The sequence below is a fragment of the Aestuariispira insulae genome, assembly GCF_003385955.1.
GTDB lineage: Bacteria > Pseudomonadota > Alphaproteobacteria > UBA8366 > Aestuariispiraceae > Aestuariispira > Aestuariispira insulae.
In genome coordinates, this window is sequence record NZ_QRDW01000018.1 from 1 (window position 1) to 15,405 (window position 15,405).

General features: G+C 55.2%; 14 protein-coding genes. 3 read left to right on the forward strand and 11 right to left on the reverse strand.

From position 1 onward, the window contains the following. Window positions 1-175 precede the first annotated feature (175 nt). The gene (locus DFP90_RS21515) at window positions 176-385 is read right to left on the reverse strand and encodes a cold-shock protein (RefSeq protein WP_115939403.1); all 210 of its coding nucleotides are present in this window, start codon (window positions 383-385) and stop codon (window positions 176-178) included. A gap of 226 nt (window positions 386-611) precedes the next feature. Next, a complete protein-coding gene (locus DFP90_RS21520; RefSeq protein WP_181905505.1) occupies window positions 612-1,823 on the reverse strand; it encodes a PAS domain-containing sensor histidine kinase in 1,212 nt (403 codons plus the stop codon). Window positions 1,824-2,306: 483 nt separating this feature from the next. Between DFP90_RS21520 and DFP90_RS21525 the strand changes: the two genes are divergently transcribed. The 3 genes from DFP90_RS21525 to DFP90_RS21535 all read left to right on the forward strand — a co-directional run bounded on the left by DFP90_RS21525 (window position 2,307) and on the right by DFP90_RS21535 (window position 4,806). Beyond that, on the forward strand, window positions 2,307-2,489 hold the full coding sequence (locus DFP90_RS21525; RefSeq protein WP_115939408.1) for a hypothetical protein: 183 nt from the start codon (window positions 2,307-2,309) through the stop codon (window positions 2,487-2,489). A gap of 28 nt (window positions 2,490-2,517) precedes the next feature. Next, window positions 2,518-3,228 carry an acyltransferase gene (locus DFP90_RS21530; RefSeq protein WP_115939410.1) on the forward strand — a complete coding sequence of 237 codons (711 nt, stop codon included), beginning with the start codon at window positions 2,518-2,520 and terminating at the stop codon, window positions 3,226-3,228. Between the two features lie 108 nt (window positions 3,229-3,336). Beyond that, on the forward strand, window positions 3,337-4,806 hold the full coding sequence (locus DFP90_RS21535; RefSeq protein ID WP_115939412.1) for a sigma-54-dependent transcriptional regulator: 1,470 nt from the start codon (window positions 3,337-3,339) through the stop codon (window positions 4,804-4,806). Here DFP90_RS21535 and DFP90_RS21540 read toward each other — a convergent pair. The 9 genes from DFP90_RS21540 to DFP90_RS21580 all read right to left on the reverse strand — a co-directional run bounded on the left by DFP90_RS21540 (window position 4,791) and on the right by DFP90_RS21580 (window position 15,401). After that, window positions 4,791-6,227: a lipopolysaccharide biosynthesis protein gene (locus tag DFP90_RS21540; RefSeq protein ID WP_115939414.1), complete on the reverse strand. Its 1,437-nt coding sequence runs from the start codon at window positions 6,225-6,227 to the stop codon at window positions 4,791-4,793. The genes DFP90_RS21535 and DFP90_RS21540 overlap by 16 nt on opposite strands. After that, the gene (locus DFP90_RS21545) at window positions 6,228-7,187 is read right to left on the reverse strand and encodes a DUF4114 domain-containing protein (protein ID WP_115939416.1); all 960 of its coding nucleotides are present in this window, start codon (window positions 7,185-7,187) and stop codon (window positions 6,228-6,230) included. A gap of 82 nt (window positions 7,188-7,269) precedes the next feature. Further along, complete coding sequence (locus DFP90_RS21550) at window positions 7,270-8,658, reverse strand: O-antigen ligase family protein (RefSeq protein ID WP_115939417.1); 1,389 nt, start codon at window positions 8,656-8,658, stop codon at window positions 7,270-7,272. Window positions 8,659-8,661: 3 nt separating this feature from the next. Further along, window positions 8,662-9,744: a glycosyltransferase gene (locus DFP90_RS21555; RefSeq protein ID WP_115939419.1), complete on the reverse strand. Its 1,083-nt coding sequence runs from the start codon at window positions 9,742-9,744 to the stop codon at window positions 8,662-8,664. Further along, entirely contained in the window at window positions 9,741-11,255 is a 1,515-nt protein-coding gene (locus tag DFP90_RS21560) for a hypothetical protein (RefSeq protein WP_115939421.1), read from the reverse strand. Before DFP90_RS21560 ends, DFP90_RS21555 begins: the two co-directional genes overlap by 4 nt. A gap of 3 nt (window positions 11,256-11,258) precedes the next feature. Beyond that, on the reverse strand, window positions 11,259-11,729 hold the full coding sequence (locus DFP90_RS21565) for a hypothetical protein (protein ID WP_115939423.1): 471 nt from the start codon (window positions 11,727-11,729) through the stop codon (window positions 11,259-11,261). A gap of 47 nt (window positions 11,730-11,776) precedes the next feature. Then, window positions 11,777-13,000, reverse strand: coding sequence for a glycosyltransferase (locus DFP90_RS21570; protein ID WP_115939425.1), 1,224 nt, complete (start codon window positions 12,998-13,000; stop codon window positions 11,777-11,779). Between the two features lie 22 nt (window positions 13,001-13,022). Then, window positions 13,023-14,840, reverse strand: coding sequence for a glutamine--fructose-6-phosphate transaminase (isomerizing) (glmS, locus tag DFP90_RS21575; RefSeq protein WP_115939427.1), 1,818 nt, complete (start codon window positions 14,838-14,840; stop codon window positions 13,023-13,025). Between the two features lie 126 nt (window positions 14,841-14,966). Further along, window positions 14,967-15,401, reverse strand: coding sequence for a hypothetical protein (locus DFP90_RS21580; RefSeq protein ID WP_147301098.1), 435 nt, complete (start codon window positions 15,399-15,401; stop codon window positions 14,967-14,969). Window positions 15,402-15,405: the final 4 nt, after the last annotated feature.

Consider the following 15,405-nt stretch of genomic DNA (forward strand, 5'->3'; position numbering starts at 1 on the left):
TCGTGTGTTTTGATGGTTTGGTTCGCACCGTCATCAAAACCGGTAACTCTCACTCCTTCAAGGAAGCGGTGTCAGATCAGATCGCAACTACTTCATCTAAAGTCATGTATATCTGTTTGTTATTTTTATATAATTAACGCAATAAGAAGGCGGCCATTGGCCGCCTTCTTCAGGTTTATTCAGCGATGGCCAAATTGTCCGCCGACATTTTCCCGTCCCGGCCTGAAACCAGCTCGAAACTGAGACACTGGCCTTCTTCAAGCCTTGCAAGGCCAGCCCGCTCGACGGCGCTGATATGGACGAATGCGTCCTTTGTGCCATCCTCGGGTTGAATGAAGCCGAAGCCCTTATTGGCGTTGAACCATTTTACGGTGCCTTTGGTCATGATTAATTCCTTTCACGACATGATATGCGTTCCGTTGCCCAATGCGACGGAACCAGAATAACGCTCAAATTGTCGGGGAGGAAAAATCATCAGCCGCCAAATGGCGGCAAAGCAATCGTGCATCTGCGACTTCTAAACGTGGCCTGACCATAGGCTTTATCATGCGGCATGGCAAGTGAATTAAATTTCAGGTATAGCAGGGCGTGGTAATACACCTATTTCGAGATTATGCTCGTGCAGGGGGGGTGGCTGTGGCGGCTTGAAGGGTGAAATGGACCTGGGTCCCCTGCCCCTGCACACTTTCAATCCAAATTCGTCCACCATTTCTTTGAATAAGACTCTGGCATAGCGGCAATCCCAGGCCAGTGCCCGGTTCACCCGCGGTGCCTTTGGTGGACGTGGTCTGATCCAATTGGAACACCTTTGCTTTCTGATCCGCCGACATACCAATCCCATTGTCGGCAACCGTCACCTGTATGCCAGCCTGGACGACTTTGGAACTTACATGGACCATACCACCAGGCGGCGTGAATTTCACTGCATTGGCGATCAGGTTGCGTATCACGGCGCCCAGCATGTTCGGATCCGCATATGCGGTATTTTTGCCCGCGTCATTCTCCAGTTTTATGTCTTTATCCAGTGCGGCCGGTTCGTGAATATCGATGCAGTCTTGGACCACTTCCTTCAACGAAGTAATTTCGGGGTGAAGTTCTCCGCCCGCCATCTGAAGACGGGACCACTCCAGAAGGTTCTCTAGCAATTGATATACTTGTTTCCCCGCTTCATTCACATCCCCCGCGTATTCGACCAATTTCTCCGTTGAAAGATTAACCGCCAATTGCGACATCATCTGGGTCATGCCAAGCAGGCTGTTGAAGGGGCTCTTCAAATCATGGGCTATGATTGAGAAAAACTTGTTTTTCACGTCAATTTCGTATCGGAGTTTCTGGTTGAGTAACTCTGTATTTTCAACCAGCTCTGCAAGCTTGATGGAACGTTGCTCCAACTCCTGCCTGTTCTTTCTCAAGGCATCCTCAGCCTCTTTTCTTTCAGTTATGTCTTCGACAGCAAGCAAGATCGAGGAGATCTGATCGTCTGCAGTATGAATCTTCCGGGCATTCAAAAGCATGATCCGGCGGCCGATGCCTGGAAAGCTATGCTCCACCTCAAATGCCTCGATTGTTTCATCCCTCTCCAATATATCGCTGAGAAGGCTCTGAAGTGACGGGATATTCCATTGGCCATTCCCAAGCTCAGAAAGAGGGCGGCCTTCGGTTTCTTCTGGACAGACACCAAACTTCTCGTAAAAATTCCGGCTCGCATGCAAAACCGTTAAGTCGGCATCCATAATGATCAGCGGCTCTCGAATGGTATCGATGATGGCCTGGTTCAGGACAACAGAGTCGGTTAAAATTCCTTTATTTTCAAAGATATTCATTGTTTTCTCCATCGCAAGGTCAACAGAGATGGCTGAACTAAGTAATTTTAGTAGTACTTCCCTATATACTCCTCACACATATGACAAAATAGATTGCCCAGACACGTTTTCGGTGGAGCTATGAACCGCCCCGGCATTGCCGGAGGCGGGGTCGTTTATGTTAAGCAGCCATAGCTGTCTCGTCCAGCGGGGCGTGACAATTCTTCTCAACTTATACTGGTAGAATGTTTCCGACCGGTCCCAAACGTCCGCAGTTATTGAACCACCTCTCCCGTCTCACGGTTAATGACCCAGTGTCTCACAGATAATGACGCAGAATCTCACGTTTCGTGACAATTCTCCGGCCAGATCGGTTTTGGTTCGCGCTGCTGAGCGGTCCTTCTATGGTGTCGGGCATCAAATGACAGAGACAGCGCAGGTCACTTGAAACTGGCAGATCGATTGCACCTTCATCCTCAAACAACATTTTTGGAGGAGAAAGTGATGCAATTTGAAGCGAATTTCCGGAAAAGCAGTGACCAATCATTGCAAAATGCAGCACTGAAGCTGGTGCGCACCAATGGGGTGCGCGGCGCGATCCGCTATTGTTATGCCGAACAGTTTCTTGGCCTGCTTCCCTATATTCACGAAATCGCGGCCGGTCGGGCCACCCCCAAGCCAGCATAGGAACGATACCAGGAACGGGAGGTTTGCCATGTCTTTGGTCGCAATGACGAAACAGCGTTTGAAGAGGCGCGATACAGCCCTGATCCGAGGGTTGTACCGCCTGGCCCGAGAGATCCAGCATTTCGATGTGCCGCCGGTGAAGCCATTTTTTCTGGCGGTGCATTCCCTGCTGTCATCCGTGATGGGGATGCTCACTTATCTGCAGCAGATCCTCTATTGGAAACCGCTTTTTATCAGCCATCTGAGGAACCGCCCGAGGAAACTGCAATATGACGGGCGCGGCTTCCCGCAGATTTTGGGCCCTCTTGAAATGACCTTCGGGGACAATTGCCGCATCAATGCGCAAACCTCTTTTTGCGGCCGGTCGAACGGGCATGTAAAACCCCGTTTAACCGTGGGCAACAATGTCGGCATCAGCTGGCGCACCGGCATTTATGTCGGCCGCGAAATCATCATCGGCAATAATGTGCGGATTGGCGGCGAAGGCAGCTTGGTCGGTTATCCCGGACATCCGCTGGACGCCCGAGACCGGGCGGCGGGGTTGCCGGATAGCGATGACCAGGCAAAAACAATCATCCTGGAAGATGATGTCTGGCTGGCGCGCGGCGTTATTGTCAATGGCGGTGTCACCATTGGCCGAGGCACCATTGTCGCGGCGGGCAGTGTGGTGACCAAGGATTTGCCGCCCGGGGTTCTGGCGGGCGGTGTACCCTGCAAGGTTATTCGGAAACTGCCCTAATTTGGGACAAATCCGCACAAAAACTACCAGCTGAAGTTGTGTATTAACCATTTAGCCATCTTTTCTGACCCATAATGCAATGGATACAGGCGCGTTTTGGAGGATAGGATGGCTGATATTCTTCTGGTGGAGGATTCACCGACAAATGCGGCGATGTATGCCGCGTATCTGGAACAGGCGGATCACAAGGTGACCGATGTCAATCGCGGGCATCTGGCCGTTGAGGCGATCTCAGAAAAATCGTTCGATCTGGTCGTATTGGATCTGAAACTGCCTGACATGAATGGTTTGCAGGTCCTGGAGGAACTGCCGAAGGGTGTTCGGCGTCCGCCGACCATTGTTCTCACCGGCAACGGATCGGTCCGGACGGCCGTGGATGCCATGCGGGCGGGCGCCCTGGATTTCCTGATGAAACCCTGCAGCGGTGATAAATTGGTCGAGGCAGTAGGCACCTGTCTTGAAAGATCCACCATCTTCACAGAAGAACCAGAGGTAGGCGCAGCCGGTACAGGTGCCTCCAGCAAACCTGCGGCAAAGAAAAACCGGGCCGGGCCGTCCGGGTTCCTCGGCCAGTCCCCGGCAATGACAAACGTGTTTTCCCTGATCGAAAATGCGGCGCAATCCAACGCATCTGTTTTCATCACTGGAGAATCCGGCACCGGCAAGGAATTGTGCGCACAGGCGATCCATAAAGCCAGCCCCCGGGCCAATGGTCCCTTTGTCGCCATCAACTGTGCCGCGATCCCCAGGGATTTGATGGAATCGGAGATTTTCGGCCATCGGAAAGGGGCCTTCACAGGTGCCGTGAATGACCGGGAGGGGGCCGCGGCACTGGCCGATGGTGGCACCCTGTTCCTGGATGAACTTTGTGAGATGGATCTTGATTTGCAGGCAAAATTGCTCCGTTTCATCCAAACCGGGGTCTATAAACGCGTCGGCGACGGCCATGAACGTGAGACGGATATTCGTTTTGTCTGTGCGACCAACCGGGATCCCCTGCAGGAGGTACGGGAAAAACGTTTCCGTGAGGATTTGTACTATCGGCTGCACGTCATCCCGATCGGAATGCCGGCCCTGAGGGAGCGCGGCGGCGATACCTTGTTCCTGGCGAAGCGGTTCCTGGCGGATTTCAGCGCTATCGAAAAGAAGGCGTTTGACGGCTTTGACCCGGAGGCGGCGGCCAAGCTGGAAACCTATGCCTGGCCCGGCAATGTGCGGGAATTGCAGAATGTGGTGCAAAATGTCGTGGTCATGAATGGTGGCGGCATGGTGCGCGCGGATATGTTGCCACCGCCGTTGAATGGACCGATGCAAAGCGCCCTGCATCTCAGCATGAACCAGGGGGCGTCTGACCCGGGACAAACGGATGGGGCCGTGGATACCAGCGCAGATGCATTACTGGTGCGGCCGATGGAAGAGCTGGAGATCCTGGCCATTGACGCGGCGATCCGAAAATTTAATGGCAATGTCACCAAGGCGGCCCGGGCGTTGGAGATTTCAACATCCAGCATCTATCGCAAGAAAAAAAGCTGGGCCGAGAAAACCGGAGAGCCGGACCTGGTTCAAACAGGTTCCTGAACCTGCTGGCCGCCTAACTTTGATTGATTGCGTCGTGATATCCAGTAACCCAGACCGGCGGCAAGCATGATCAGACTTCCGCTGCCGGCGCAGATCCAGGGATTTTCAATCCGGCCGAGCAGCAGGGCCGTAAGAGAGGCACTCCCCATGATGGCCCATATCCGGGCATGGTTGAGGGGCAGGGGATGCCGTTTTTGAGACTGGCGCAAAGTTTCCAGGAAACGCAGGCCCAGGGCCAACAGGGTTGCTTCGATGGCACCCCAGGCGCCATGCATCGGGATCAGGATGAAATATCCGGCGAGGGCCAGGGCGGCAGCGATGCCGTCGATCACCATCGCCCGGTTGGTGTTTGACCCGGCATAGATGCCCAGGTTGACCATCATGGTGCTGCTGTGGAGCGCCATCAGCAGGGCCAGGGTGGGAATGAAGGCGATGGCGCCATGATACTCCGCCGGGGTCAGCAGGGTGACTGCCAGCGGGGCAAAGCTGGCCATGATGACCGCCGATAAAAAGGCGATGGCGATGCCGATGACGGCGAAATGGGCGCATTTTTGATCACCATCTTTACCGTTCAGCAGCTCAAAGCGTTTTGGCTGCCACCACATCAGGAAGGGCTGAAGCAGGAAACTGGTTGCCAGACCGAACTTGGCGGCAAGCGCATAATGCGCGGTTTCTATCATGTCGCCCTGGGCAGCGATGATCCACCGGTCAAAACTGCCCATCAGGAAGCCAAACAATCCAACCAGGACCAGGGGCCCCGCATAAGCCGCATAGCGCAGGTTTTCCCGCAGGGACAGGATCACGCCCGTTTTGCGCATCTGGATGATGTAAGCATAGGCGGCAAGCAGGATACAGGCGATCATGCCAGCTGCCAGGACACCGGTGATGGCCGCGCCCAAAACCAGGAAGACGGCGGCCAGCAAGGCTTGCAGCGCGGTCCTCCCGGCACTTGCGGAAAAGAAGGACCATGCCCGGTTTTCCATCCTGAGCCAGGCCAGGGGGACCAGGATGAGCGCGGAGAATGACAGGCTGACAAGAATGATCCGAAGATCGATAAGCTCGGTCTCCAACGGCAGGGATTGTTGTATGAATGGCGCCAGGATCTGCAAGGTCACGCCAAAAAACACGGTCGTCAGGACTGCGAGCCCCAGAATGGAAGCCGCATGCCGTTTCCGCTCTGCATCGGTGGCCGCGCCGCCGCTATATCGATACAGGGTGTCCGCCAGCCCCAGTCCGATGACGATGGATAGGATGTCCGCGAGGGACTGGAGGATATCCAGGGTTGCGAACTGTTCCGGCGTCAGGAAATGGGTGAAGACCGGCACCATGAGCAATGCGATGACCTTGGCCGCCATCAAAGCCCCTGCATAGACGAGGGACTGGCGAATCCAACTTGGCAATTTCCTGACAAGGCCCAACATTTATTTTCTCCGGCGCGTGCGGGTGGTGGCAAGGAAGCCTGCGCCCACCAGAAAGCTGGTGCCGATCAGGCCAAGGCCGGGGGATGGGGCTGGGCTCACTGTTGGCAGGTTGCTGGTGTCAAAACCATCTTCGGGATTGGTCCGGACCAGGAACACCGCATCATTGAAGTCGTTGTCGCCATAGGGCCGCAGCAGATCCTCGAAACCCATCAGAATCTGGTTTTCGCCTTCCACATTCAGCATGGCGACATGGCGGGAGACATCGGAAACATCATCCAGCGTCGCGCTGGCGGCGTTCTCCGGATTGAGGAAATCCAGTGACCAATAGGTATTGACCTCCTGGTTATTGTCCCACCCCTTGATCTCGTCTCCGGTCCAGGCATTTGCGGCCACGAAAAAACCCAGCTGGGTGTCTTGTTCAAATACAGTGCCGCCTTCCATGGTCCAACTGTCATCGGTCAGGCTGAAACTGCCGTCCCCGATGACCCAGGTATCACCGGTATTCAATGTGCCGCCTGAACCGGCAAATCCGCCGGATCCGGAGGCATTGCCGAAAACGATGCCGACTTCGTTGATCCCGCTGATGCCCTCCAGCTCCCTTGCGGAAATGGATCCGGACCCGTTCAGGTCGATATCACCAAAGGTGAGGCCGTCGAAAGCGCCCGCATCATATGAGAAATATCCGAGGGTGTTTCGGTAGCCGGCGCCTTCAGAGATGAAGGTGACGGCCACTTGGGAATCCGCCGTGAAACTGATGTTGGGGTCATATTGCGGATCCAGGAACTCAGCTCCCACCTGGCGCTGTTCCGGGAGAGCCCGCTCAACCGTATCAATCATATAGCCTTCGACTTCCACATTCTGGAGGCTATCCGGGACCGGGTCGGTGGCGGATGCCTGCCCTGAACCTAAGCCGATGCCGGATAACAACATCACCGGGCCTGTATATTTCCAACTCATCATTCTAATCTCCCGTTAAGGTGATGGACCAGGCCCCGCAAAATCGAGGCCACGAAAATTCTTGTTTCCTTACAAAGCATTAAGTTTATTCCTCTGTTTTCGGCAGTGATTTGGTATTGCATTTTGCAGCGATGCGGCACATTGCGATGGTCATCGCCAGGATGATGTAAATGGGCCAGATGAATCCCTGGGTCAGGAATGTTCCGCTGACACAAAAACCGGTGAAGCCGGCAATCAGGGCGGTTGTCACAGCGACAAGGGTTGGGTTTTGTACATCCTGCTGGGCCAGGAATTTTTTCTGGGTGAGCAATCGGCGTAACAGCGCAAGGACCATCCATATGAAGACGGCGAAGCCCAATAGGCCGGTTTCCGCCATCACACCAAACCACGTTGAATGGACCGCGTGGGTCTTACCATCCCAGTGGCTGCTATAGTCGAAATAGTTATTCAAAAAGTTATTCAGACCCACTCCGGTGAATGGGTTGTGCAGGGCCATTATGAAAGCGGCATTCCAGGCATGGATACGGCCCATGGCGGATTCGTCGATGCCTTCTTCATGGGCACCGCCCGATTGACGGTCATCAATGCCCGCAAGGGCAAATAAAAGGGAAAGGGCCAATAGCCCGACCGTGCCCAATAGGAATTTGGATTTGATCTTCTGGGACAGGATAACCCCGGTCACGGCGGCAACGCCGAGCAATCCGCCCCGGCTCTGGGTGGCGATGATGGCAAAGAAAATAGCGCAGTAACCGGTGAGGCCTATCAGCTTGTCAAACCAGTGGGTTCCTCTGCTGCTGACCAGGGAGATGGCGAAAGCGGCACCGAACAGCATGACCAACGACAGATCATTGGGATCTCCCAGCATGGATCCGATGTCGCGCCCGACGGTGACACGACTGCCTTCCACCAATCCTATACCCGCCATCTTATTTGAAATCGCGATCAGGGCGATCACCAGGCCGCTTAAGGCAATGGCCCGTGCGGCCCAGGCCAATTGCCTTTCCGTCCGGATTGTCCAGGACAGGGCAAATACCATGATGGCGATCTTGATATAGGTATCTTTCCAGAAAGCTCCGGATTCCGCAGGGTTTGAGGAAAAGAAGATCCCGATGGTGGTCAGGATGAACAGGCAAATGAAAGGCAGGTATAGCCGGTCCCAATAGGCGGTGGTGTTTTTCAATGCCAGATTGACGGTGAGGGAAAGAAGGGTGCCGGCCGCCAGCAAAAAGGGAAGTTTGAGTGGCATTAATGCCGGAAATGCTTCATGCAGGCGGAAAAACGAAAACAGAATGAACATAAGGCCCAGAAAAAACGGGAAGCGGACCGTGAAGATCAATGCAAGCGGCAGCAGCCCGATCAGAAGGGGAAGAAAAGGGGTCGGCAAGGCATACCAGCAGATCGCAAATACAGCTGTCGCGCCGATTGCTATCACCGTGCCTCCATAGGAGGGGGATGAGATGCTACCTTGCCGCATTTTTCACCTCGCCGCGCTATAGGCATCAAGATATCGGGAAAGCATCACATCCCGGCATCCAACAGAGAGGGTGAATGAACGGACCTTTTCCGGGGTGAGCCTTTGCCAGAGACTGCCGCACATGGCGGCAGAGAGCTGCCTTGCATTGTCGCTTTCCACAAGAGTTCCAGTGTCGGGACAAACTGCCTCTTTCACCGCGCCGACATCGGTTGCGATGACGGCGGTGCCGCAGGCCTGTGCCTCCAGCAGACAAAGTGGCAATCCTTCACTGAGGCTTGGCAATACGAACCGGTCTAATGATCTGTAAAAATCCGGCATTTTTTCCACATGGTCGAGAAAGGAGACATGCGTCTCCAGGCCCAGCTGACTGACCAGGGATTTCAAGTGATCTTCCTGTGGACCGGCCCCGGCGATGGCAAGATGCCTTGTCTCTTTCGCGATTGATGAAAAAGCCCGGATCAGCAGCTCGGTGTTTTTGACCGGGACCAACCGTCCGGCCATGCCGAAGATCTGTTTTCCGACCGGCAGACCAAGACGGGTTCGCGCTTCAGATTTGTCACCGGGTGCAAACCGATTTGTGTCGATACCGTTCAAGATGATGGCATCTGTTTTCCGGCCAATGGCGTTTTCATAATTGATAGCGACCTGATGGGCATCCGCAATCACGGCCGGGGATAAAAAGGAAACGGCCAGTTTTTGAAGCATACGGCGTTTTGGCTGCATTAGATGCCAGGCGTCATGTTCGGTATGGACCAGTGGGCACCGGGCCCATTTGGCACCGATACCGCCATAAAGCAACGGGCCGATATGGTGGCAATGGACCACATCGGGTTGTGTCTCCCGGATCAACCGGGCGAGGCGCATCAGACACCGCCAATCCCAGCCCGGTTGCTTTTCCAGAGCGATGATACGGTCTTCAAAGCGCTGTATGCGTGGCCAATGCTCAACCAGTTCCCTGATATTGCCTTCCAAACTGACCAGCAGGGATCCTGTCCCCGGCAGATGCTCCAGGAAATCCAGCGCCAGACATTCGATGCCGCCTGGACGCAGATGCTGCACCACAATCAAGGTTTTAATATCCTTCATTGCTTAATCCTCCTTGTTTTGCGCCGAAGCATGCCGGAAAGAGAGTTTGTTTCCCTTTCTGGGCGCAGCATTCCCAGCGGTGAGTTCAGGTGAGGCACCCGGGCCAGGACAGGCAGTCCAGTTAGATCGGCAAGTTCCTGACGGGTCCGAAGTGCTGTATTTGATACTTCGGAGAAACCAATCAAACCGGCCGATAGGCCGAGGCTGCCAAACCAGCCCAGCACGGCAAAAACGATGGCTGGCAGGCCGCTGGGGCGCGTGGGCACAGTCGGGTTGTCAATGATTTTCACGCGTTCGGGGGCTTCGAATTGGCCGAGCGCCCCGGTCACCCGGGCCATCTCGGCCCGTTCCATCAACCGCTCGTGAATGTCGCGTTTGACCTCAACATCGCTGCGCAGCTGGCGCAATTGTTTCTCGATGGATCCAAAATCCACCACCAGCTGGTCCAGGGTGGCCACTTCCTTTTCAAGGGTCTTGCTCTGGCGTTCCAGGTCGGCAATCTCGCTTTTTGCTTCCTGCAGCTGTTCGACCTGAGCGACCAGCAGGAATTCCATTCCGCTTTCCGCCGGCAGGGATTTGGCCGCCGCAGTCCACATCTGCTCGACTTCTTCCATCGTAAGCTTTGGGGCGTTGGCCAGCAGGCTGGCGCGCTCGTTCTTGAGCCGGTCCAGTTTGCGTTTGACTGATTGCACCTTGGAATGGGCATCCGTATAGCGCGATCTCAGGTCCGCCAGTTCCGCGGACAGGGAAATGACCTCCATTTCGATACGGCTGACCACCGGATTTGTTTGGGACAAACGACCGATTAAGGATTCATAACGGGCGCGTGCGCCTTCCAGGGCTGTGCGCCGTTCCGCCAGCGCCAACTCCATTTCCGCCAGCCGCCGCACATTGCCCGGATGCAGATCCGGCAGGCTGTCAGCATGTTTTGACATGAATTGGCCAAGGGCCTCTTCGGATGTCGCTAGGGCGGTCGCGCTTTGTTTGATCTGTTCCTCCAGGAACCGCACAGAACCATCGATTGCCGAACGCTCGGGCGCCAGGACTTTATCCATGAAACGCTGGGCAACAGCGACCAGAACCTTGTCGATCCCTTCCTGTTCTCTCTGCTGGTAATGCAGCTCGACCAGTTCTTCCCCGATCAAACGCAGTTTGAGGGATTCGGACAGGGTTTTGATGAGATCCTCGCGTTCCTTCAGCGAGGTTTCTTCATTGATCCATTCAAGATCAACCGCAACGCCCAGCAGAACATGCCGGCTGTGCAGGAGGGCATCGAGCGCGGAGATCCGGTCTTTCAGGCGGGTCTCGACCGCAAGATCCTCGAGGAATGGGTTATGCTTTGCCGCTTCCTGGATCAGAATGGTCATGCTGCTCTGGTAGGTTTTGGGGCGCACCATGCCGACCGCAAAACCAATGATCGGAAACACAACCATCAGGATTGCGATCGGATAGCGATAACTCCAGGCCGTTTGCAGCCATAGCCGGATCAATATGTTCCAGGATGGTGCCATACCTCAGCCATCCTTGTCCGCGCAGCTAGCCTGCAGATTAAGGGCAGCGTTGGTGAGCTCACCGTAACCCACTGAGACAGGCAGCCGGGGACTGTCCACATAGCGGGCAAGGCGAACGGCTGCTTGCATGGCTTTGGCGGAGTCCAGGCCGGTATCGGCTATGACCCGTGCTGCGGCCCAGTTTTGATGTTCACGCTGTTTGATGAATGCCTCCAGCTGCATGAGGTCCGCCGCATTAAGATCAACAGATCTAAAGTCGGCTGAGAATTCATGGCAGCTACCGCTTGTTTTTGGCATGGCGGGGGCCGGTGACTGGGTCCGGACCTTGGCCAGCATCTGATTGACGGACAATGGCTGGCTTGCCGGTTTTTCGGTCTGCCAGACCCTTTGCCCGGGTGGCAGCAAATCCAACAGCCCGCCGGTTTGGCAGCCGGACAAGACGAGAAGAGTTATGCTCAGCGCTATGCGTTTCATTTGTTTGATCCTCCTGACCGGCATATCTGCAAGTCATGGGCCTAAATCTATCCATTTGAAAATGAACAGTTTTTGTCGGGCGTGCTGGATTCCATCGCTGCATTTTGGGTGAGTGACGCAAAATGCAGCGCTTCAATCAGCACCTGCATGTCATGTGCCCTTGCCTCCCAACTTTCGGATCTGACCCGGTTTTGACGTGCTGATCTGTCGACCGGTTCGTCAATGAGGCAATCCTGCAGGGCGGTCCGGAAGTTTTCTCGATCATTGCAGATGGCCACATGATCGGAATATTTCTGCACGGCAGGAAAAGCGGTGGAGACGATTGGTGTGCCTGCGGCCAGATATTCCCGCAGTTTTAGGGGGTTGCAGGCGCGAATTTGGCGGGTGTCACGAAACGGGATCAGGGAAGCCGACCAATGCTGGACATAGGAAGGGAGCTGATGATGTTCCCGCACCCCCAGAAATTCGACATTTCCAAGAGACAATAACGCACCAAGATCCGTTTTGATCGGGCCGATGAACTGAAACTTCCAATCCGGCAGGGATCTTGCCAGCCAGATCAACAGGTCCTGGTCCAGCCATTCATCAAGACTGCCGTAAAAGCCGGCAATCGGTTTTCCATCTTTCAACTCCTTCGCTTTTGGCTGGGGCGTTGAGAACAGCGAATGATCACATCCATGGGGGATGATGAATGTGTTGTCGCGCGGGAAACGGTCTGCGATGACGGGGCTTGGCGCGACAATCGCCTGTGCCTTGGCCGCGAGCGATTGTTCCATTGGAATGACGGCGTCATGGTCAACACCGGCCAGGGCCGAAAAGTCATCTCCGGCATAATAGAGGGTTGCGCTCTCGCCGCACCGCCCCACCACATCAACTGCCGTGGGCAGGGATAGCCACAAGACCGGATTGGCCAGGCCATGCTTGGCCAAAGTTTGTTTGACCTGTCTGGACAGGGATCTGGCATTGAACCATGACGCCAGTCGGTTTCCGGGCAGGGGCAGCGCGATAGGATGGATAATCTCCAGCGGCTTATCTGTGGTCCTGTCTGTTGCGTCTGCCGCCTTCCCTTTTCCGCGAAGGATCTGAAACAGTTTGGTAAACAGGCGATTGATATCGCGCCAGCTGATCCGGGGGCGGCGAAGGCCGATGGAATTGACCCAGATGACCGGATGCTCATGCATCAATTTGCGGATCAGATGCTGGGTACTGCTGGGGTGGCTGGCCCAGTCCTCGCCAAAAACCACCAGTGGCGTTTTACCTGTGTTTTTCATGACCGATTTCCTTGTTCGCGCTTCATTCGACGGTGACCGATTTGGCCAGGTTTCTGGGGCGATCCACGTCGGCGCTGCGGTCCAGGGCAGCGTGATACGAAATCAGCTGCAACGCCGTCACATAGACAAAGGGGATCTGATCCTCGGTGCAGGGCGGCATCTTGATGAACTCGACACCTTTCTCTCCCTTGAAACCGGCGGCTTCATCATCGTCGGTTAATACGAACAGCTTGCCGTTTCTGGCGGCAATTTCCCGGGCGTTTGAACTGGTCTTAACCAGCAATGGGGTATCGGGGGCAAGAACGAAGACAGGCATGTTTTCGTCGATCAGGGCGATCGGGCCGTGTTTCAGTTCCCCGGCGGCAAACCCTTCCGCATGAATGTAGGAGATTTCCTTGAGTTTCAACGCACCTTCCAGGGCCAGCGGGTAGCAGTCCCCCCGCCCGACAAACAAGGTGCTGGTGCAGTCACCGAGCAATGATGTCACGGACTTGATAATATGTTCGTTGGAAAGCACCTCCCGGACCAGGTTGGGCATCTCCTCCATTTCCCGGCGAATGCGCCTATAATTCTTGGTATCAAGGGTGCCGTTTCGGCTGCCCAGTTCGATGGCCAGCCGCAATAGGGTCGCCAGCTGTGCCGTGAATGCCTTTGTCGAGGCAACACCAATTTCACTGCCGGCCCGTGTCGGGACGGCCATTTCTGCTTCCCGGGCCATGGCGCTGGTGGGAACATTGACCACAGCGATGGTTGGGCAACCGTGATTGTTGAAATGGCGAAGGCCAGCCAGGGTGTCTGCGGTTTCTCCGGACTGGGAGATAAAGAGGCCTGCGCGACCGGGGCGGATCGCCCCCGCGCGATAGCGGAATTCAGACGCAAATTCCACCGAGATGGAAATGCCGGCATATTTCTCAAACCAGCTGCGGGCAGTCATTCCGGCGTAGTAGGAGGTGCCGCAGGCCACGACAGAAATATGCTGCGCCTTCACCATGGCATCCGGCATCTGTGCCATCATCTGGCACCATTGGTCGTCATGACCGTTCAGGTCCGACAGGATCGCAGGCTGTTCATGGATTTCCTTGTGCATGAAATGATCATGCCCGTTCAGGCATTGTACCTGACCGGTTGTTTTGTTTTCTGTCCAGCGGGCATCAACTGTTTTGAAATCCGGGTCCAGGATGATGACCTTGTCGCGGCGCACGATAGCGAGATCGCCATTGCCGAGATGCATTTCCGCATCGGTATGTCCGGCGAAAGCCAGCATGTCAGAGGCAATGAGGGCCTCCTTTTCATTATAGCCAAGAGCCAGCGGGCTTTCCTGCCGGGCGGCCAAGACGGTGCCCGGCATATCCTCAAACAGCACCGCCAGAGCAAACTGGCCGTCCAGGCGGCTCATGGCCGCCCGTGTGGCATGAATGGCATCCATGCCCTGGTTTTGATAATGGGCGATCAGGTGCGGAATGACCTCACTGTCGGTTTCACTGGTGAAGCAAGCACCGTTGGATTGCAGTTCATCCCGAAGTTTGGCGAAATTCTCAATAATGCCGTTATGAACAACGGCGATGCCTTCGGACATATGCGGATGCGCATTGGCCTGGCTCGGAATGCCATGGGTTGCCCAGCGTGTATGACCAATCCCGGCAGGGCCGTCCTCAAGGACGGACGCCAGGCTCTGTTCCAGCTCATTGATCTTACCGGTAGAACGATGCCGCCAGATGCCACTGCCGGTATGGGTTGCGACGCCGGCAGAATCATACCCGCGATATTCCAGATTGCGTAAACCGCTGACCAGTTGCTGGGCAACGGTCGCACCGTTGATAACTCCGACAATACCACACATGGTTCTCTCCCCACTTGGATTAAAGACATCTGGGGGGTGAGTGAGCAAGAAACGGGCCTTAATTTAAGGCATTGATAATAATGACAATTTCGTCGTTGAAGGAAAGAGAAGATGCAAGGAAATGCATCAGAATGAAGGACTGTTGCGTTTTGCAGCAGCCTGTTTCAAGCCCGTGAGCAGCCCGCAACGGCCGTTTTCACCAATGGCCAGAACCTCAGGAGCGGGGGCATTGGCAAACCGGAATTTGGCCAAGGTCCGTTCCAAAAAGAAACCGATGGATGGGAAAGAGTCATGATATCTCCCATCCCAGTAAAAACTGACTTTAACCGGCCAGTTCAGTAACAAGGCGGCGTCTTCCGCGTTGCGTTCGATACGATGCACCAGAAGATATCCCTGACAGCCTGCTGCGGCATAAAGATCGGCGGTCCGGCTGTGATCGATGGTGAGTGGCACTTCGCGGACCAGCTCCCATGGCTTGTCCTGCCATCCGGGCGGAAGATGATCCTGATTCTGGGACTGGTGATCCATTGTGAAGGCCCAGACTTTGATCAGGACAGCCATGGAT